Raw genomic sequence first — 19,001 nt, 5'->3', positions numbered from 1 at the left:
GCTCGGTTGGGGATAACCAACAAGAGGTAAAGCGATGACGATCATTACCCCGGAGCAAGAGACGGAAGACAGCGCGGAAATCCTGCGCGGTCTCCAAGAAGCAATCGGCGCGCTGCGTCGGGAAATCGAAGGTCTGACGGAACAGGCCCGGTCCGGGGGGGAACTCAAGGAAACTGCGGTGTCTGGCAAAACGTCCAAAGTGGCGGGACTGCTGGCGCATTGCCTGAAAGCGGAGAACACGCTGAATGACTGTAGAAACCGACAAGCTGGAATCGCGCGCGGGGGCTATGCCCTCGACATGGACAAAGCGCGGGCTGACATCGGGTGCAAGCTGGATCGCCTGCGCCGATGCTCAGACCCAGGCGCAGTTTCTGAATGAACTCGGTGAGGGAGAGCTTCTGGCTCTCCCTTTTTTGTTTGAGTTCTGGGCGCTTGACCACCAACTGCCGCCTGAGGGCGATTGGCGGACATGGGTGATCATGGGCGGGCGCGGAGCGGGCAAGACCCGGGCCGGTGCGGAATGGGTGCGCAGCAAGGTTGAAGGGAGCCTGCCGCTCGACCCCGGTGCGTGCAGCCGCGTGGCGCTGGTGGGCGAGACCATCGAGCAGGTGCGCGAGGTGATGATCTTTGGCGACAGCGGCATTCTGGCCTGTAGCCCGCCGGATCGGCGGCCCGATTGGGAGGCGACGCGCAAGCGGTTGGTCTGGCCGAATGGGGCGATTGCCACGGTGCATACGGCGCATGACCCCGAAGGGCTGCGCGGGCCGCAGTTTGATGCGGCTTTCGGTGGATGAATTGGCGAAATGGAAGCGCGGGCAGGAGGCTTGGGATCAGTTGCAGTTTGCGCTGCGCTTGGGCGAGCGGCCTCAGGTCTGCGTGACGACGACGCCGCGCAACGTGGATGTGTTGAAGGCGCTTTTGGCCGCGCCTTCGACGGTGACGACCCATGCGCCGACGGAGGCGAATGCGGCCAATCTGGCGGGGTCGTTTCTGGAAGAAGTGCGGGCGCGCTACCGTGGCACGCGGCTAGGGCGGCAGGAGTTGGATGGCGTGCTCTTGGCGGACGCGGAGGGGGCGCTGTGGACCTCGGCTTTGCTGGAGGCGGGGCGGGTGCGAGAGGTGCCGGATCTGGACCGGATCGTGGTGGGCCTCGACCCGGCGACGACGAGTGGAGCGGGCTCGGATGAGTGCGGGATCGTGGTGGTGGGGGCGCTGACCAAGGGGTCGCCGCAGGAGTGGCGGGCGGTGGTGCTGGCCGATTGCACGGTGCAGGGGGCCACGCCCAATGGCTGGGCGCAGGCGGCGATTGCGGCGATGACGCGCTACGGAGCGGATCGGTTGGTGGCTGAGGTCAATCAGGGCGGGCAGTTGGTGGCCGAGGTCTTGCGACAGGTCGATCCGCTGGTCTCGCTCAAGACCGTGCATGCGGCCCGGGGCAAGGTGGCGCGGGCGGAGCCTGTGGCCGCGCTTTATGAGCAGGGGCGGGTGAGCCATTTGCCGGGGCTTGATGCGCTGGAGGATCAGATGTGTCTGATGACGGCGCGGGGCTACGAGGGCAAGGGCAGCCCGGACCGCGTCGATGCGCTGGTTTGGGCGCTGCATGAGCTGATGATCGAGCCTGCCGCGCAGTGGCGCAGCCCAGGGGTGCGGAGCCTCTGATCGGGCTGTTGCGTGGGACAGCGCACGGTGGGTTTCTTCAGCGTTAATGGATTTCGGGGAAAGTCTGACAACGCCGGGCAATGCGGGGCAGGTCTTCGCCGCCGGGGCAGGGCAGAATGAGGAGCGACGACATGGTATTCGATTTTCTACGGCGTGGCGCGGCAGGTGAGACAGCGGAGCGCAAAGCATCCGCCACGGGGCCGGTCGTCGCCTATCAGACCTCGGGCCGTGTCGCTTGGAGCCCGCGCGATAGCGTGAGCCTGACGCGTGCCGGGTTCTGCGGCAATCCGGTTGGGTTTCGCTCGGTCAAGCTGATTGCCGAGGCTGCGGCGGCGTTGCCGCTGGTCGTGCAGGACAGCGCGCGGCGCTATGACGAACACCCGCTGATCGAGCTGATGCGCCGCCCGAATGCGGGCCAGGGCCGGGCGGAGATGCTTGAGGCGCTTTATGGGCAGATGCTTTTGAGCGGCGATGGCTATGTCGAAGCCGTGGGCGGTGAGAGCGGTTTGCCGGTAGAACTGCATGTGCTGCGCTCGGACCGGATGAGCGTGGTGCCGGGGGCAGATGGCTGGCCAGTGGCCTATGAATACGCGGTGGGCGGGCGCAAGCACCGTTTCGATGCGAGCGGTGCGGCGACGCCGGTTTGTCATATCCGCAACTTTCACCCGCAGGACGATCACTACGGGTTCAGCCCCATGCAGGCGGCGGCCATGGCGATGGATGTGCATAACGCGGCGAGCCGTTGGTCGAAAGCGCTGTTGGACAATGCCGCGCGGCCCTCTGGTGCGATCGTCTATCGCGGGGCCGAGGGGCAGGGCAAGCTGAGTGAGGATCAGTATGACCGGCTGGTGAGCGAGATGGAGAGCCATCATCAGGGCGCGCGCAATGCCGGGCGGCCGATGCTGCTGGAGGGTGGGCTCGACTGGAAGCCGATGGGCTTTTCGCCCTCGGATATGGAGTTTCAAAAGACCAAGGAGAGTGCGGCGCGGGAGATCGCGCTTGCCTTTGGGGTGCCGCCGATGCTGATCGGGGTGCAAAGCGATGCCACTTACGCGAATTATCAAGAGGCGCATCGGGCGTTCTATCGTCTGACGGTGCTGCCTTTGGCGACACGGGTGACGGCGGCGCTGGCGGAGTGGCTGAGCGGGTATCTGGGGGCGGCGGTGAGTTTGAAGCCGGACCTCGACCAAGTGCCTGCATTGGCGGCGGAGCGTGATGCGCAATGGGCGCGGGTGTCTGCGGCGGCGTTTCTGAGCGATGCAGAGAAACGCAGCCTGTTGGGGCTTCCGGCGGTGGCCGATAATGCCTGAGCTGCGTGAGATCGAGCGCTTCGAATGCGCGCCGGGGTTGCGGCTTCAGGCGCATGAGACTCTCAGCGCGGTGCATCGCGAGAACATGCAAAAGCGGCTCGACCGGATCGAGCAGATGATGGAGCGGTTGGAACGGCGGCTGTGGCTGACGGTCTACGGCGTGGTGGCGGTGATCTTGGCGCAGGCGGTGCAATCCTTTCTGGCGGTGGCGCCATAGCGGGCTGAACGAGGGAAAATACGATGACTTATCAATTGGATGCCTCCGGCGGCTGGCCGGAGAACGGGGAAGCTGTGCCTGCGGGCGGCGGGTTGGAGCATAAATTTGCCCATTTCGGCAGGGTGACGCCGGTGGAGGATGGGCTGGAGATCAGCGGCTATGCCAGCCTCTTTGGCGCGGTCGATCAGGGCGGCGATGTGGTTCAGGCGGGGGCCTATGCGGCGAGCCTTGCGGCGGTCGCGAAGGCGGGACGCAGCGTCAAGATGCTGTGGCAGCACGATCCGGCCCAGCCCATCGGCGTTTGGGACGAGGTGCGCGAGGATGGCCGGGGTCTTTGGGTCAAGGGGCGCATCCTTAGCACTGTGGCCAAGGGCCGGGAGGCGGCGGCGCTGATCGAGGCGGGGGCCATCGACGGGCTCAGCATCGGCTACCGCACCGTGAAGGCGGGCAAGACCACCAAAGGGCTGCGGCTGTTGTCGGAACTGGAGCTTTGGGAGGTGTCCTTGGTGACCTTTCCGATGCTGCCCTCGGCGCGGGTCGGGGCCAAGGGGGAGTTCAGGGCCGTAGGCCATGTCCTGCGCGAGATGGCGGCGGCCTTTGATGCCGCGCGGGCCGAGATGGTGCGGGGCAGAGCCTGAGTTTGACTGAGCAGATCGAAGGAAAAGCGATGACCAAGAGTGAGATGAGCACAAAGGCGGGCAAAGACCTGTCTCCGGCGGAGGAAGTGCGGCAGGCCGTGAGCGGTTTTGTCAGTGACTTCAACGGCTTTCGGGCCGAGATCAATACGAAACTTCAACAATCAGAAGAGCGAATTGCCATGATGGACCGCAAGATGACCCTGCCTGCCCGCAGCCCTTTGGGGGGCGCGATCGATCACGATGCGCCGCATAAGAAAGCCTTTGGCGCCTATCTGCGCAACGGCGATGACGACGGGCTGCGGGGGCTGGAACTGGACGGCAAATCGATGTCGACGGCGGTCAATTCGGACGGCGGCTATCTGGTGGATCCGCAAACCGCCGACCGGGTGCAGTCTGTGCTGAATGCGGGGGCGTCGATCCGCGCGATTGCCTCGGTGGTGCAGGTGGAGGCCACGTCTTATGACGTGCTGGTCGATCACGCCGATGTGGGCGCTGGTTGGGCGACCGAAAGCGGCGCGCAGGCCGAGACGGACACGCCCCAGATCGACCGGATCACCGTGCCGCTGCATGAGCTGAGCGCCCTGCCCAAGGCGAGCCAACGTCTGCTGGATGACAGCGCCTTTGATATCGAAGGTTGGCTGGCGGGGCGTATCGCCGACAAATTTGCTCGGGCCGAGGCGGCGGCCTTTGTCAGCGGTGACGGCATCGACAAGCCTACAGGTTTTCTGAGCCATCCGGCGGTGGACAACGACGTCTGGACTTGGGGCAATCTAGGCTATGTCCCCAGCGGCACCAACGCCAACCCCGAGGCCGATGCGATCATCGAGTTGGTCTATGCCCTTGGCGCGGCTTACCGCAAGAATGCGGTCTTCGTGATGAACTCCAAGACCACGGCCAAGGTGCGCAAGTTGAAAGACACCGATGGGCGGTTCCTGTGGTCCGACGGGTTGGCGGCAGGCGAGCCTGCGCGGCTTATGGGCTATCCGGTGCTGGTGGCAGAGGACATGCCCGATCCGGCGACCGATGCGATGGCCATCGCCTTTGGCGACTTTTCCGCAGGCTACACCGTGGCCGAGCGCCCCGATCTGCGGATCCTGCGCGACCCGTTCAGCGCCAAGCCGCATGTGCTGTTCTATGCCACCCAACGTGTCGGCGGCGACGTGAGCGATTTCGCGGCGATCAAGCTGATGAAATTCGGCCTGGCCTAAGCCGGTGCCGAAGCCGGGGCCGGGGCAACTTGGCCCCGGTCCGGACGTGCGCCTGCGAGGTTGCGTTGTCTAGCTGCTCCCCTCCGACCGAGCAATGCAACCGGTGCGCGTCCGGGAATAACCGCATGGCCCCAAGGGGCGCGGGAGCGATTTTTGGAGACGTTCGATGATGTTGATCGAAGAGACAAATGTGCCGGATGCGGTCTTGCCGGTTGAGGCCTTCAGAATGCATCTGCGCCTTGGCACCGGCTTTGCGCAGGACGGCCTTCAAGACCCGGTATTGCGCAGCTTCCTGCGCGCGGCGATGGCGGCGGTGGAGGCGCGGACGGGCAAGGTGTTGATCATTCGGCGGTTTGCCCTGTCGCTGACCTTTTGGCGCGATGCGGCGGTGCAGGTCTTGCCCGTGGCCCCTGTGCAAGAGATCGCGCGGGTGGCGCTGGTGGCGCGGGATGGGGTGGAGACGGCGGTGGACCCCGAGCGCTACTGGCTGGAGCGCGATGCGCAAACGCCGCGTTTGCGGGCCAGCACCGCCGCCCTGCCGCGCATCCCAAGCGCGGGGGCCGCGCTGATCAGTTTTGACGCGGGCATGGCCGCTGATTGGGGCGGGTTGCCGGATGATTTGGCCCAAGCGGTGATGCTGCTGGCGGCGCATTACTACGAATACCGCGACGACACGGCGCTCGGCGAAGGGTGCATGCCCTTTGGAGTCAGCAGCCTGATCGAACGCTACCGCCGAGTGCGCCTCGGCTTTGGGGGGACGGCATGAGCCGCCCGCAGTTGAACCGGCCCCTTGTATTGGAAGCGCCGCAGCGCGTGAGCGATGGCGCGGGAGGGCATCGCGAGGTCTGGCAGCCCGTGGGCACTCTCTGGGCCGAGGTGCGCGCGCGGACGGGGCGGGAGACTGCGCAGGGCGGGGTGGCCGTCAGCCGGATGGGGGTCAAGATCACAGTGCGTGCGGCGCCGGAAGGTGCCCCGCAGCGACCAACCCCCGAGCAGCGGTTTCGCGAGGGCACGCGGGTCTTCGTGATCCGGGCGGTGGCCGAAAGCGATGCGGGCGGGCGGCATCTGATCTGTTTTGCCGATGAGGAGGTGGCGGTATGACCTATGCGCTTTCAGGGGCATTGCAGGCGGCGGTTTATGACCTGTTGCAGAGCGATCCGGGGCTCACCGCGCTGATCGGTGACGCGGTCTTTGACGCGGTGCCGGGGGGGAGCCTGCCAGAGACCTATGTACTGCTGGGCCAAGAGGTGGCGAAGGACCTGTCGGACCCGCAGGGCGCGGGGGCGGAGCATCGGCTGACCCTGTCGGTGGTCACCAGCGCGCCGGGGTTCAGCACGGCGAAGGGCTGCGCGGCGGTGATCTCAGACCTGCTGCATGGGGCGGAGCCGGCGCTCAGCCGGGGGCGCGTGGTGGATATGGCCTTTCTCAAAGCGACGGCGCGGCGGATCGACGGGGCCTCTGCCCGGCGGATCGACCTGCAATTCCGCGCCCGGGTCGCGGACGCATAAGACTTTAGATTTCAGATTGGTGCGAGGAGACAGTGATGGCAGTTCAAGCGGGCAAGGACCTTTTGGTCAAAGTGGATATGACCAGCGATGGGCAGTTCGAGACGATCGCCGGGCTCAGGGCCAAACGGGTGAGTTTCAACGCCGAAACGGTGGATGTGACCTCGCTCGATTCAAGCGGCGGGTGGCGGGAGTTGCTGGCGGGTGCGGGTGTCCGTTCAGCCGCGATCAGCGGGTCGGGGGTGTTTCGCGATGCGGGCACGGATGAACGGGCGCGGCAGTTGTTTTTCAACGGGCTGACGCCGGATTTTCAGGTGATCATTCCGGATTTCGGCGTGGTGCAGGGGCCGTTTCAGGTCTCCGCTTTGGAATACGCGGGGTCGCTGAATGGGGAGGCCACCTTTGAGCTTAGCCTGCAATCGGCGGGGGAGCTGATCTTTACCCCCGATGTGGTGGTGTGAGCATGACGAACCCATGGCGTGGCGAGGTGAGCCTCGTGATTGATGGCGAACTTTATGGGGCGCGGCTGACCCTCGGGGCCTTGGCCGAGTTGGAGGCGGCGTTGCAGGCCGACAGCCTCGTGGCTCTGGTGGAACGGTTTGAAAGCAATCGTTTTTCGAGCCGTGATGTCGTGGCCCTGTTGCTTGCCGGGCTGCGCGGGGGTGGGGCGGAGATGGATGCCGCCACGCTTGAGCACGCGCAGATCGAGGGTGGGCCGATGGCGGCGGCACGGGCCGCGGCGGAATTGCTGGCGCGCGCCTTTACGGTGCAGGCGTGAGCGCGGCACGAGGCTTTGACTGGCCCGCGTTGCTGCGGGTGGGGCTGTCGCGATTGGGGCTGCCGCCGGATCAATTCTGGGCGCTGACGCCGGCGGAGTTGCAGTTGATGCTGGGGCCGAAGTCCGGACCCGCGCCGCTGCTGAGCGACGGTCTCGCCGCGCTGATGTCGGCCTATCCAGATGAGACGAAAGGGGCCGGTGATGGCTGACTTTGACGATTTCGAGAACCTTGAGAGCCGCGCCGAGGGGCTGAATGAGACGCTGGCGCAGACCAACGGTTTGGTGGCCGGGTTCGATGGTGAGCTGCGGCGGATGCGCGGCGCGCTTGCCGCGACGGGCAAAGACGTGGCGACCCTTGAGAAAGGGCTAAGCCGTGGGTTGCGGCGGGCCTTTGATGGGGTGGTCTTTGACGGGGCCAAACTCTCGGACGCGCTGAGCGACTTGGCGCAGTCGATGATCCGCACGACCTACAATGCCGCGATGCGCCCGGTGACGGACCATTTCGGCGGGCTGATCAGCGAGGGCGTGGGCAGCATCGTAGAGGGGATATTGCCCTTCGCCGATGGTGCGCCTTTCTCGCAAGGTAAGGTCATGCCCTTCGCGCAGGGCGGGGTGGTCACCTCGGCGACGGCCTTTCCCATGCGCGGCGGCACGGGGCTGATGGGCGAGGCCGGGCCGGAGGCGATCATGCCCTTGGCACGGGGGGCGGATGGCAAGCTGGGCGTGCGCGGCAACGGCGGCGGGGCGACGACCATCGTGATGAATATCACCACCCCCGATGTGCAGGGGTTTCAGCGCAGCCAAAGCCAGATTGCCGCGCAGTTGAGCCGTGCCCTCAGCACCGGCAACCGCAACCGATAGGCCACGCGGCGGATAAAGGAGTAGATCATGCAGTTTCACGAGGTCAGATTTCCCCCGTCGCTAAGCTTTGGCTCTGTCGGGGGGCCGAGGCGGCAGACAGATGTGGTCACCTTGGCCAACGGTCATGAGGAGCGCAACACGCCCTGGGCCCATTCGCGGCGGGTCTATGATGCCGGGCTGGGGATGCGCTCAATCGATGATCTACAGGTGCTGATTGCCTTTTTCGAGGCGCGTATGGGGCAGATGTACGGGTTTCGCTGGAAGGATTGGGCCGATTATAAGTCGGGCAAAATGGCGCTTCCGGTGGCTTTCGACGATCAGAGCATCGGCTATGGGGATGGGGCCCGGGCGGCGTTTCAACTGACCAAGACCTACCGCTCGGGCACGCAGTCCTATCGCCGTCCGATCACCAAACCGGTCGCGGGGACCGTGCGCGTGGGGCTTGAGCAGGATGAGTTGCGCGAGGGTGTCGAATATGAGGTCGACGCAGAAAGCGGGATCATCACCTTCGCCCATCCGCCCGACCCTGAGATCGAGATTTTCGCGGGCTTCGAGTTCGACGTGCCGGTGCGCTTTGATACCGACCGCATTCTGGTCTCGGTCGAGAGCTTTCAGGCCGGACAGGTGCCCGACGTGCCGGTGATCGAGGTGCGGGTCTGATGGCGGGGCTGGACAGGGGCTTTGCAGCCCATATCGCGCAGGGGGTGACGACGCTCTGCCATTGCTGGCAGGTGACGCGCGCGGATGGGGTGGTGTTTGCCTTTACCGATCACGACATGCCGCTGGTGTTCGACGGGATCACCTTTCGCGCCGATACCGGGCTGAGCGCGCGGGCGCTGGCCCAGACCAGCGGGCTGGCGGTTGATAACACTGAAGCGCTTGGCGCGCTCAGCGATGATGCGATCCGCGAGGATGAGATCGAACAGGGCCGCTTTGACGGCGCCGAGGTGCAGGCGTGGCTGGTGAACTGGGCGGATCCCGCGCAGCGACGGCTGCAATTTCGCGGCTCAATCGGTGAGATGCACCGTGCGGGAGGCAGCTTTCGCGCTGAGTTGCGCGGGCTGACGGAACCGCTCAACCGGCCTATGGGGCGGGTCTATCAAAAGCCCTGTTCGGCGGTGTTGGGGGATAGCGATTGCCGGTTCGATCTCACCGCGCCCGGCTATGCCGAGACGCGCTCGGTCGAGACGGTGTCGGAGGCGCAGTATTTTCGTTGGGCCGCTTTTCCGGGCTACGAGGAGGGTTGGTTCGCCCGGGGGCGGCTTGATGTGCTGGAGGGGCCGGCGGCGGGGCTCTGGGGCATGGTCAAACGTGACTACCATGAGGACGGGCAGCGCGTGATCGAGCTTTGGCAGCCGATCCGCGGCGCAGTGGCGGCGGGCACCCGTATCCGGCTTACCGCAGGCTGCGACAAGCGGATGGAGACCTGTCGGCTGAAATTCAACAACCTGCTGAACTACCGCGGCTTTCCCGATCTGCCGGGGGAGGATTGGATGATGGCCGTGCCCCGGTCGGACGGTGCGAATGGCGGCGGGTCGCGCCGATGAGTGCTACGGGAGAGCGTTTGGTGCAGGCCGCCCGCGGATGGATCGGCACGCCCTATGTGCATCAGGCCGCGACAAAGGGGGCGGGCTGCGATTGTCTGGGGCTGATCCGGGGGCTTTGGCGGGAGTTGCTGGGCGCGGAGCCTGAGGCGGTGCCACCCTATTCGATGGATTGGTCCGAGCCGCAGGGGGAGGAGCGGCTCTGGGCGGCGGCACTGCGGCATATGGCGGTGAAAGACAGCGGTGATGCGGCCCCCGGTGACGTGCTGCTTTTTCGAATGCGGCAGGGCGCGGTGGCAAAGCACCTTGGGCTGCAAGCCCGCGTCGGGGCCAGCGCCAGTTTCATTCACGCCTATGCGCGGCACGGGGTGGTGGAAAGCCCGTTCAGCCCGCCATGGCAACAGCGCATCGTGGCGCGTTTTGTATTTCCTAAGGAGGTCTCCTGATGGCGACGATTGTTCTTTCGGCAGCGGGGGCGGCGGTTGGCGGCTCCATTGGGGGCACGCTGGCGGGGCTGTCTTCGGTCGCGGTGGGCCGCGCAGTGGGGGCGAGCCTTGGGCGATTGATGGATCAACGCTTGCTGGGCCAAGGCGGGGAGGCGGTCGAAACCGGTAAGGTGGATCGCTTTCGCCTGACAGGCTCGGGCGAGGGGGCCGCGATCCCGCAGCTTTACGGGCGGATGCGACTGGCGGGGCATGTCATCTGGGCGTCGCAGTTCCAAGAAGTCACCGAAGTCAGTGGCGGCGGAAAGGGCGGCCCGCCGACGCCAAAGACCACCGAATACAGCTATACCGTCAGCCTTGCCATCGCGCTCTGCGAAGGGGAGATCACCAGCGTCGGGCGCATCTGGGCGGATGGGGAGGAGATTGCCCCGGACGATCTGAATATGCGCGTTTACCGGGGCGCGGCGGACCAGCAGCCCGACCCGACCATCGCCGCGATCGAGGGCGCGGACCGGGTGCCGGCCTATCGCGGCACGGCCTATGTGGTGATGGAAGACCTCCCGCTTGCGCAATTTGGCAACCGGGTGCCGCAGTTCTCGTTTGAGGTGATGCGCCCCGAGCAGCCGCAAGCGCCGGGCTGGGAGCATGCGCCCGCCTATGGGGTTCAGGGGGTCGCCCTGATCCCCGGCACAGGGGAATACGCGCTGGCGACGACCCCGGTGCATTACACCGACGGCCCCGGCAGCCGGTGGAGCGCCAATGTGAACTCGCCCGCCGCCAAGACCGATTTCGTGGTGTCCTTGGAAAGTCTGACCGAGGAATTGCCACGGTTGGAAGCGGCCTCTCTCGTCGTGTCGTGGTTTGGCGGCGATTTGCGCTGCCGTGACTGTCGCCTGCGGCCCAAGGTCGAAGACCCGGATATCGATGGGGAGAACATGCCTTGGCGGGTCTCTGGCGTGACGCGTGGCACGGCACAGGTGATCACCCAGCAAGACGCGCGCCCGATCTACGGCGGCACGCCAGCCGATGCCGCGGTGGTCGAGGCCATTCACTTGCTGAAGGCAGCGGGCAAGGCGGTGATGTTCTATCCGTTTATCTTGATGGATCAGATCGAAGGCAACGGGCTGCCGGACCCCTATAGCGATGCCGAGGACCAGCCCCGCTTGCCGTGGCGCGGACGGATCACGCTTTCGGTGGCCCCGGGGCGGCCGGGCAGCCCGGATGGTACGGCGGCGGCAGAGGCCGAGGTGGCGGCGTTTTTCGGAACCGTCACGGCTGCGGATTTCGCGGTGGGCGAAGGCTCGGTCATCTACAACGGCCCCGAGGAATGGACCCTGTCGCGCTTCATCTTGCACTATGCCGCGCTTTGCGCCGCCGCAGGCGGGGTCGAGGCGTTTTGCATCTCCTCGGAGATGCGGGGGCTGACGCAGATACGCGCGGCGGGGAACAGTTTCCCGGCAGTGGCCGCGCTGCGGGCCTTGGCCGGAGAGGTGCGCGCTTTATTGGGGCCGGAGGTTAAGATCAGCTATGCCGCTGATTGGTCTGAGTATTTCGGCTATCACCCGCAGGATGGCAGCGGCGATGTCTTCTTTCACCTCGATCCGCTATGGGCTGATCCGCAGATCGATTTCATCGGGATCGACAACTACATGCCGCTGTCCGATTGGCGCGATGAGGAAGGGCATCTGGACGGCGAGAACTGGCCCGCGATCTACGATGTCGGCTATCTGAAATCCAACATCGAAGGCGGCGAGGGCTATGACTGGTACTACCATTCGCTTGAGGCCCGCGACGCGCAGATCCGCACGCCGATCACCGATGGCGCGCATGATGAGCCGTGGGTGTACCGCTACAAAGACCTGCGTCGTTGGTGGGAGAGCCCGCACCACCCGCGTATCGGCGGGCAGCGGCAAGCCGCTCCAACGGAATGGCAGCCGATGTCGAAACCGATCTGGTTCACGGAATACGGCTGCGCGGCCATCGACAAAGGGGCGAACCAGCCCAACAAGTTCCTCGATCTGAAGAGCTCGGAAAGCGCCTTGCCGCATTATTCCACCGGCGCACGGGACGATCTGATGCAGATGCAATATCTGCGGGCGATCTCGGACTACTGGCGCGATCCGGCGCATAATCCGATCTCGGAGGAATATGGCGCGCCGATGCTGGATATGACGCGCGCCTTCGTCTGGGCATGGGACACGCGGCCTTTTCCCTTCTTCCCCAACAATGTCGATCTCTGGAGCGATGGAGAGAATTACAGCCGCGGCCATTGGTTGAACGGGCGCGCCTCGGCGCGGTCGCTGGCCTCGGTCGTGGGCGAGATTTGCCGCCGGGCGGGTGTGGCGCATTTCGATACCTCCGCGCTGTTCGGCTATGTGCGGGGCTATACGGTGGCCGAGGTTGGCGAGGCGCGTGCCGCGCTGCAACCGCTGATGCTGCGTTATGGGTTTGACGCGATCGAACGCGACGGGGTTTTGCAGTTTCGGATGCGTGACGGGGCAGATGCGCTTCCCCTCGACCCCGATCGCCTCGCGGTTCACCCCGACCTGAGCGGGCTGACCGAGCAGTTGCGTGAGGCGGAGGCCGAAGTCTCGGGCCGTGTGCGGCTGCGGTTCGTTCAGGCCGATGCGGATTTTGACCCGATTGCCGAAGAGGCGGTTCTGGCGGATGAGGCGACCCATGCGGTCACCGGGACCGAACTGAACATGGCCTTGACCCGAGGTGAGGGGCGGCAAGTAGCCGAACGCTGGCTGACCGAAGCGCGCGTCGCGCGTGAGACGCTGCGGCTGGCATTGCCGCCGTCGCGGATGGCTGTCGGGGCGGGGGATGTGATCGAACTGCCGGGCGATGGGGCGGAGGGGCCGGGGCGCTACCGCATCGACCGGGTGGAACAGGCCGGCTCCCTGCTGATCGACGGCGTTCGGATTGAGCCCGAAGTCTATGATCCCGCACCGCTAGAAGAAGAGCTTGCAGCGCTGCGCCCCTTCGTCCCGCCGCTGCCGGTTCTGCCGCAGTTCATGGACCTGCCGCTTTTGCGCGGGGATGAGGTGCCCTATGCGCCGCATCTGGCGGTGACGGCGACCCCTTGGCCGGGGTCCGTCGCGGTCTACCGTTCTGCCGTGGATTCGGATTATGCGCTGAACGCCATCGTGGCGAACCGGTCGATCATGGGCGTTACACAAACGCCGCTGCAAGCAGCACCGCCAGGGTTAATCGACGCGGGGCCGGTGCTGGAGGTTAAATTGACCAGCGGCAGCCTCCAGTCCGTTAGCAAAGAGGCGCTTTTAAATGGGGCGAACCTTGCCGCCATCGGGGATGGGAGCGCGGACCGTTGGGAGTTGTTCCAGTTTGAGGAGGCGCAGCTTGTCGCCCCGATGACCTATTGGCTGACCGGTCGTTTGCGCGGGCAGGCAGGCAGCGATGGGTTGATGCCCGAGGTTTGGCCCGCCGGGTCGCGCTTTGTGCTGATGAACGGGACGCCACAGCAGGTCGAGCTGAGCCCGCATCTGCGCCGTGTGGCACAGCATTACCGCATCGGGCCTGCGCGGCGACCGGTGGATGACCCCTCTTACCTGCATCAGGTTCATGCCTTCGACGGGAATGGTCTGCGGCCCTACAGCCCCTGTCATCTGCGGGCCGAGGCTGGGGCCAGTGGCGATATCACCCTTAGCTGGATTCGCCGAACGCGGATCGACGGCGACGCTTGGGAGGGGCCGGAGGTGCCGCTTGGCGAGGAAAGTGAACGCTATCTCTTACGCGTTTACGAAGGCGGCGAGCAGCGGCGGGAGGTGCTGCTCGATACGCCGCGGTGGACCTACAGCACTGCGGCACGGGCGGCGGATGGCGTCAGCGGGGCGTTTGACGTGACGGTGGCGCAGGTCTCGGCCACATATGGCGCGGGGCCGGCCACAGGTTTGACCGTTTCCGGATAGGCCCGCGCGTTATCACGATTTTGAGCATGTGCGGATTTACAAATGGTCCTGCGCTATTGCATGAGCTACCCTTACGGCAGAGTGAAGGAGCCCGTGCCATGGCGCAGACACGCAGAAATATCTCGAAAGTGGACCCGGTTTGGGACCAGATTCAGCAAGAGGCCGAGGATGCGGTGCGTGATGAGCCGTTGATCGGCGGCTTTGTACACGCCTGTATCCTGCACCATAAATCGATCGAGAATGCGCTTTCCTACCGCATCGCGGCCAAGCTTTCGTCGAACGAGATGTCGATGATGGTCGTGCGCGAGATGGTCGAAGAAGCCTATGCCGAAGACCCGGACCTCGTCGCCGCGGCGCGCGCGGATCTCGTGGCCATCTATGACCGCGACCCAGCCTGCCACCGTTTGTTGCAGCCGATTCTATATTTCAAAGGCTATCAGGCGGTGCAGGCCTACCGGGTGGGCCACTACCTCTATGCTAAGGGCAAGCGCGATCTGGCCTATTTCATCCAGATGCGGGTGAGCGAGATTTTTGGCGTGGATATCCATCCGGCGGCCAAGATGGGCAAGGGCATCATGATCGACCACGCGCATTCCATCGTCATCGGTGAGACGGCGGTGGTGGGCGACAACGTCTCGATGCTGCATTCGGTGACCCTTGGCGGGACCGGCAAAGAGGAAGAGGACCGTCACCCCAAGATCGGCAATGGCGTGTTGATCGGCGCGGGAGCGAAGGTTTTGGGCAATATCTCTATCGGCCATTGCAGCCGCATCGCGGCGGGGTCGGTGGTGCTGGAGCCTGTGCCCGCCTGCAAAACCGTCGCCGGGATCCCCGCGCGGATTGTAGGGGAGGCGGGTTGCGATCAGCCGTCGATGTCGATGAACCATCTTTTCGGGCCAGACGCCGAATAACGGCAGAGGCCAGTATCGCAATAAAAAAGCCGGGGCATGCCCCGGCTTTCTTCGTTTGGATGGTGCAGCCCTTAGGCCAGCATGATCATCGGATTTTCAAGGTTCTCAACGATCGCGTTCAACAGCTGAGCCCCGAGCGCCCCGTCGATCACGCGGTGGTCGACCGAGAGGGTCACGGACATGACTGTCGCCGCCGTAATCTCACCGTCCTTACCGATGATCGGCTTTTTGACACCAGCCCCCACGGCGAGGATCGCGCCATGCGGCGGGTTGATGACCGCGTCGAAATTGTCGATCCCGAACATCCCAAGGTTGGAGATCGCGAAACTGCCGCCCTGATACTCATGCGGAGCGAGCTTGCGGTCGCGGGCGCGAGTGGCGAGGTCTTTCATCTGCGCCGAGAGGGTCGAGAGCGACTTGGTGTCGGCGTCCTGCAAGACCGGCGTGAAGAGCCCGCCTTCGATGGCCACGGCCACGGCCACGTCCGAGGGCTTGAGCTTCAGGATACGATCCCCGGCCCAGACCGCGTTGGCATCCGGCACCGATTGCAGCGCCAGCGCGCAGGCTTTGATGATGAAATCGTTGACCGAGAGCTTCACGCCGCGGGCTTCGAGCTGCTTGTTCAGATCGCTGCGGAAGGACAGCAGCGCGTCGATCTGGATGTCGCGGCGCAGGTAGAAATGCGGCACGGTCTGCTTGGCCTCCGTAAGCCGCGCGGCGATGGTCTTGCGCATGCCGTCGAGCTTGACCTCTTCGACCTCGCGATCCTCGTACATCTTGCGCACGGCATCGGAGGAGGGGCCGGCGGGAGCGGGCTGTGTCACCGGCGCGGCGTCCTTGGCGGCGGCGGGGCTGTCGGCCTTGGCAGCCGTCGGCTTGGCGCTTTCCACATCGGCTTTGACAATCCGACCGCGCGGGCCGCTGCCCTCGATTTGGGTGAGGTCGAGACCCTTGTCCGCGGCGATCCGGCGGGCGAGGGGGGAGGCGAAGATGCGCCCGCCCTTGTCGTCCTTGGGCGCGGCGGGGGCTTTGGCGTCGCTCTTTGTCGGCGCGTCATTCGCATCCGTCGCACCGCGGCCATAGCCCGCTTCGGGCGTTTCGGCCTCGGCTGCTTTGGGCGCTTCCTCGGCCTGAGGTTTCTCTTCTTTGGCCGGGGCGGAGGATGTCTCGATATCGTCGGCGCTTTCGCCTTCTTCGAGCAGCACCGCAATCGGCGTGTTTACCTTCACGCCTTCGCTGCCTTCTTCGATCAGGATTTTGCCGATGGTGCCTTCGTCGACGGCCTCGAACTCCATCGTGGCCTTGTCGGTCTCAATCTCGGCGAGGATGTCACCGGAGGCGACCTCGTCCCCTTCCTTGACCAGCCACTTGGCGAGCGTGCCTTCCTCCATCGTGGGCGAAAGGGCGGGCATGAGAATTTCTGTGGGCATGTTCCGCTCCTTACCGGTAGGTGACTTTGCGCACGGCCTCAATCACCTCGTCGGTGGTGACCAGCGCGTGTTTTTCGAGGTTGGCGGCATAGGGCATGGGCACGTCCTTGCCGGTGCAGGTGATGACCGGGGCGTCGAGGTAGTCAAACGCCTCTTGCATGATCACGCCGCTGATGTAGCCACCGACCGAGCCCTGCGGCCAGCCTTCTTCGACCGTCACGCAGCGGTTGGTCTTCATCACGGATTTCAGCACTGTTTCGGTGTCCATCGGGCGCAGGGTGCGCAGGTCGATGACCTCGGCCTCGATACCGTCTTCGGCCAGTTTCTCGGCCGCTTCCAGCGCATAGGTCATGCCAATGCCGAAGCTGACGATGGTGACATCCGCGCCCTCGCGCCAGATCCGGGCCTTGCCGAAGGGGACGGTATAGTCCTCGATGTCCGGCACATCGAAGCTGCGACCGTAGAGGATCTCGTTCTCAAGGAAGATCACCGGGTTCGGGTCACGGATCGCGGACTTCATCAAGCCTTTGTAATCGCTGGCCGAATAGGGCATCGCGACCTTGAGGCCGGGGATCTGCATGAACCATGCGGCGTAGTCCTGGCTGTGCTGGGCACCGACGCGGGCCGCAGCGCCGTTGGGGCCGCGGAAGACCATGGGCGCGCCCATCTGGCCACCTGACATGTAAAGCGTCTTGGCCGCGGAGTTGATGATCTGGTCCATCGCCTGCATGGCGAAGTTGAAGGTCATGAATTCGACGATCGGGCGCAGACCGCCGAAGGCCGCGCCGACGCCGATACCGGCAAAGCCGTGTTCGGTGATCGGCGTGTCGATCACGCGCTTGGCGCCGAATTCGTCTAGCAGACCTTGGGAAATCTTGTAGGCGCCTTGGTACTCGGCCACTTCCTCGCCCATGAGCAAGACGTTCTCGTCGCGGCGCATTTCCTCGGCCATGGCGTCGCGCAGCGCTTCGCGGACGGTTTGCTGCTTCATCTCGGTGCCCTCGGGCCAATCGGGGCTGGTGTCGGGCTCGGGCTGTTTCTTGCCCTCGGCAGGCGTTTCGCGGTCATCGTCCGAGGATTTGGCCTCAGCGGGCTTAACCTCTTCGCCCTTATCCTCGGCGGGGGCGGATTTTGCGGTGTCGATGTCGTCCGCGCTTTCGCCTTCTTCCAAGAGCACGGCGATGGCGGTGTTCACCTTCACGCCTTCGGTGCCTTCTTCGATCAGGATCTTGCCGATGGTGCCTTCGTCCACGGCCTCGAATTCCATCGTGGCCTTGTCGGTCTCGATCTCGGCGAGGATGTCACCAGAGGAGACTTCGTCGCCTTCCTTGACCAGCCATTTCGCCAGCGTGCCTTCTTCCATGGTGGGGCTGAGGGCGGGCATGAGAATTTCGGTTGCCATTGCTTCAGGCCTCCTGCGGAACTTCGGTTGCGTAGATGTCGGTCCAGAGCTCGTCGAGATTGGGCTCCGGGCTTTCCTTGGCGAAATCGGCGCTTTCGTTCACGATCTGCTTGATCTCCTTGTCGATGGCCTTGAGATCTTCCTCGCTCGCGTGGTTGCCCTCCAAGAGCAGGCTGCGCACGGCCTCGATCGGGTCGCGTTCGTCGCGCATCTTCTGCACTTCCTCGCGGGTGCGGTATTTCGCGGGGTCGGACATGGAGTGGCCGCGGTAGCGGTAGGTCTTGATCTCCAGAATATAGGGGCCGTCCTTGCGGGCGTGTTCCACGGCCTTCTGGCCGGCTTCCTTCACAGCCAGCACGTCCATGCCGTCAACCGCCTCACCGGGGATGCCGAAGGCGCGGCCGCGCTCCCAGATCTCGGCCGAGGAGGTCGAGCGCTGCTGCGAGGTGCCCATGGCGTATTGGTTGTTCTCGATGACAAAGATCACCGGCAGCTTCCAAAGTGCTGCCATGTTGAAGGTCTCATAGACCTGGCCCTGGTTCGCCGCACCATCGCCGAAATAGGTGAAGGTGACGCGCCCGTTGCCCTTGTATTGATCGGCAAAAGCAAGGCCCGCGCCAAGCGGCACCTGCGCCGCGACGATGCCATGGCCGCCGTAGAAATGCTTCTCTTTCGAGAACATATGCATCGAGCCGCCCTTGCCTTTGGAATAACCGCCCTCGCGGCCCGTCAGCTCGGCCATGACGCCGTTAGGGTCCATGCCGCAGGCCAGCATATGGCCGTGGTCGCGGTAGGAGGTGATGCGCTTGTCGCCTTCCTCGGCGGCGGCCTCGAGGCCGACAACGACCGCTTCTTGTCCGATATAGAGGTGACAGAACCCCCCGATCAGCCCCATGCCGTAAAGTTGTCCGGCTTTCTCTTCAAACCGCCGGATCAGCAGCATGTCGCGGTAGTAGCTGGTCAGCTCCTCCGCCGAGACATTGGGTTTCTTGCTCGATTTCCTCGCGGCCATGGACGTCTCCTCCGTCGGCTTTGGTCAGGTGCCAAAAGTAGTTTAGCGTTAAACTATTCCCTAACGCATTCCAGAATGGATTGCGAGAGACTTTGTGACGTGGTGCGCGCACCACGGCTGACAAGGCGAAGGAGGCCAGAGATTTCGTGTG

20 protein-coding genes and 1 pseudogene are annotated in these 19,001 nt (G+C 64.6%); 18 read left to right on the top strand and 3 right to left on the bottom strand.

The window, feature by feature from the left end; genetic code table 11:
* The first annotated feature begins 34 nt into the window (after positions 1–34).
* The 18 genes and pseudogenes from ACGYLQ_RS06955 to cysE all read left to right on the top strand — a co-directional run bounded on the left by ACGYLQ_RS06955 (position 35) and on the right by cysE (position 15,006).
* Entirely contained in the window at positions 35–379 is a 345-nt protein-coding gene (locus ACGYLQ_RS06955) for a hypothetical protein (RefSeq protein WP_067261859.1), read from the top strand.
* Positions 288–1,659 (top strand): annotated as a pseudogene (locus ACGYLQ_RS06950) (DNA-packaging protein). Before ACGYLQ_RS06955 ends, ACGYLQ_RS06950 begins: the two are co-directional and overlap by 92 nt.
* A gap of 131 nt (positions 1,660–1,790) precedes the next feature.
* A complete protein-coding gene (locus tag ACGYLQ_RS06945) occupies positions 1,791–2,969 on the top strand; it encodes a phage portal protein (RefSeq protein WP_394441469.1) in 1,179 nt (392 codons plus the stop codon).
* Positions 2,962–3,186, top strand: coding sequence for a hypothetical protein (locus tag ACGYLQ_RS06940; RefSeq protein ID WP_067261871.1), 225 nt, complete (start codon positions 2,962–2,964; stop codon positions 3,184–3,186). The genes ACGYLQ_RS06945 and ACGYLQ_RS06940 overlap by 8 nt, the downstream gene beginning before the upstream one ends.
* A gap of 23 nt (positions 3,187–3,209) precedes the next feature.
* The gene (locus ACGYLQ_RS06935) at positions 3,210–3,824 is read left to right on the top strand and encodes an HK97 family phage prohead protease (protein ID WP_394441466.1); all 615 of its coding nucleotides are present in this window, start codon (positions 3,210–3,212) and stop codon (positions 3,822–3,824) included.
* A 29-nt stretch (positions 3,825–3,853) separates the two neighbouring features.
* Positions 3,854–5,032, top strand: a complete 1,179-nt coding sequence (locus tag ACGYLQ_RS06930; protein ID WP_394441463.1) for a phage major capsid protein — start codon at positions 3,854–3,856, stop codon at positions 5,030–5,032.
* 166 nt (positions 5,033–5,198) lie between these two features.
* Positions 5,199–5,798 carry a head-tail connector protein gene (locus ACGYLQ_RS06925; RefSeq protein ID WP_394441460.1) on the top strand — a complete coding sequence of 200 codons (600 nt, stop codon included), beginning with the start codon at positions 5,199–5,201 and terminating at the stop codon, positions 5,796–5,798.
* Entirely contained in the window at positions 5,795–6,133 is a 339-nt protein-coding gene (locus ACGYLQ_RS06920) for a head-tail adaptor protein (RefSeq protein ID WP_394441457.1), read from the top strand. Before ACGYLQ_RS06925 ends, ACGYLQ_RS06920 begins: the two co-directional genes overlap by 4 nt.
* The gene (locus ACGYLQ_RS06915) at positions 6,130–6,540 is read left to right on the top strand and encodes a DUF3168 domain-containing protein (protein WP_394412611.1); all 411 of its coding nucleotides are present in this window, start codon (positions 6,130–6,132) and stop codon (positions 6,538–6,540) included. The genes ACGYLQ_RS06920 and ACGYLQ_RS06915 overlap by 4 nt, the downstream gene beginning before the upstream one ends.
* A gap of 35 nt (positions 6,541–6,575) precedes the next feature.
* Positions 6,576–6,998 carry a phage major tail protein, TP901-1 family gene (locus ACGYLQ_RS06910; RefSeq protein ID WP_067263135.1) on the top strand — a complete coding sequence of 141 codons (423 nt, stop codon included), beginning with the start codon at positions 6,576–6,578 and terminating at the stop codon, positions 6,996–6,998.
* A 2-nt stretch (positions 6,999–7,000) separates the two neighbouring features.
* Complete coding sequence (locus tag ACGYLQ_RS06905; protein ID WP_394441454.1) at positions 7,001–7,315, top strand: gene transfer agent family protein; 315 nt, start codon at positions 7,001–7,003, stop codon at positions 7,313–7,315.
* Positions 7,312–7,524, top strand: a complete 213-nt coding sequence (locus tag ACGYLQ_RS06900) for a rcc01693 family protein (RefSeq protein ID WP_394441453.1) — start codon at positions 7,312–7,314, stop codon at positions 7,522–7,524. The genes ACGYLQ_RS06905 and ACGYLQ_RS06900 overlap by 4 nt, the downstream gene beginning before the upstream one ends.
* Positions 7,517–8,176 (top strand): phage tail tape measure protein, encoded by a 660-nt coding sequence (locus ACGYLQ_RS06895; protein ID WP_271691527.1) that lies wholly within the window; start codon positions 7,517–7,519, stop codon positions 8,174–8,176. The genes ACGYLQ_RS06900 and ACGYLQ_RS06895 overlap by 8 nt, the downstream gene beginning before the upstream one ends.
* A gap of 27 nt (positions 8,177–8,203) precedes the next feature.
* Positions 8,204–8,836 carry a TIGR02217 family protein gene (locus ACGYLQ_RS06890; protein WP_394441450.1) on the top strand — a complete coding sequence of 211 codons (633 nt, stop codon included), beginning with the start codon at positions 8,204–8,206 and terminating at the stop codon, positions 8,834–8,836.
* Positions 8,836–9,723 (top strand): DUF2163 domain-containing protein, encoded by an 888-nt coding sequence (locus ACGYLQ_RS06885; RefSeq protein ID WP_394441447.1) that lies wholly within the window; start codon positions 8,836–8,838, stop codon positions 9,721–9,723. The genes ACGYLQ_RS06890 and ACGYLQ_RS06885 overlap by 1 nt, the downstream gene beginning before the upstream one ends.
* Complete coding sequence (locus ACGYLQ_RS06880) at positions 9,720–10,166, top strand: NlpC/P60 family protein (protein WP_394441444.1); 447 nt, start codon at positions 9,720–9,722, stop codon at positions 10,164–10,166. Before ACGYLQ_RS06885 ends, ACGYLQ_RS06880 begins: the two co-directional genes overlap by 4 nt.
* Positions 10,166–14,095, top strand: coding sequence for a glycoside hydrolase/phage tail family protein (locus ACGYLQ_RS06875; protein ID WP_394441441.1), 3,930 nt, complete (start codon positions 10,166–10,168; stop codon positions 14,093–14,095). Before ACGYLQ_RS06880 ends, ACGYLQ_RS06875 begins: the two co-directional genes overlap by 1 nt.
* A 98-nt stretch (positions 14,096–14,193) precedes the next feature.
* On the top strand, positions 14,194–15,006 hold the full coding sequence (cysE, locus tag ACGYLQ_RS06870; RefSeq protein ID WP_209217607.1) for a serine O-acetyltransferase: 813 nt from the start codon (positions 14,194–14,196) through the stop codon (positions 15,004–15,006).
* A 71-nt stretch (positions 15,007–15,077) separates the two neighbouring features.
* Here cysE and ACGYLQ_RS06865 read toward each other — a convergent pair whose 3' ends face one another.
* The 3 genes from ACGYLQ_RS06865 to pdhA are packed head-to-tail and all read right to left on the bottom strand — an operon-like array spanning position 15,078 to position 18,850.
* Complete coding sequence (locus ACGYLQ_RS06865; protein WP_394441438.1) at positions 15,078–16,436, bottom strand: pyruvate dehydrogenase complex dihydrolipoamide acetyltransferase; 1,359 nt, start codon at positions 16,434–16,436, stop codon at positions 15,078–15,080.
* Between the two features lie 10 nt (positions 16,437–16,446).
* Positions 16,447–17,838 carry a pyruvate dehydrogenase complex E1 component subunit beta gene (locus ACGYLQ_RS06860; RefSeq protein WP_394441435.1) on the bottom strand — a complete coding sequence of 464 codons (1,392 nt, stop codon included), beginning with the start codon at positions 17,836–17,838 and terminating at the stop codon, positions 16,447–16,449.
* Positions 17,839–17,842: 4 nt separating this feature from the next.
* Positions 17,843–18,850, bottom strand: coding sequence for a pyruvate dehydrogenase (acetyl-transferring) E1 component subunit alpha (gene pdhA / locus ACGYLQ_RS06855; protein WP_067265381.1), 1,008 nt, complete (start codon positions 18,848–18,850; stop codon positions 17,843–17,845).
* Positions 18,851–19,001: the final 151 nt, after the last annotated feature.

The sequence above is a fragment of the Sulfitobacter sp. 1A12779 genome (assembly GCF_043557315.1).
Taxonomy (GTDB): domain Bacteria; phylum Pseudomonadota; class Alphaproteobacteria; order Rhodobacterales; family Rhodobacteraceae; genus Sulfitobacter; species Sulfitobacter faviae.
The sequence above is the reverse complement of the archived record's forward strand: the minus strand, read 5'-3'. Positions and strand labels throughout refer to the sequence as shown.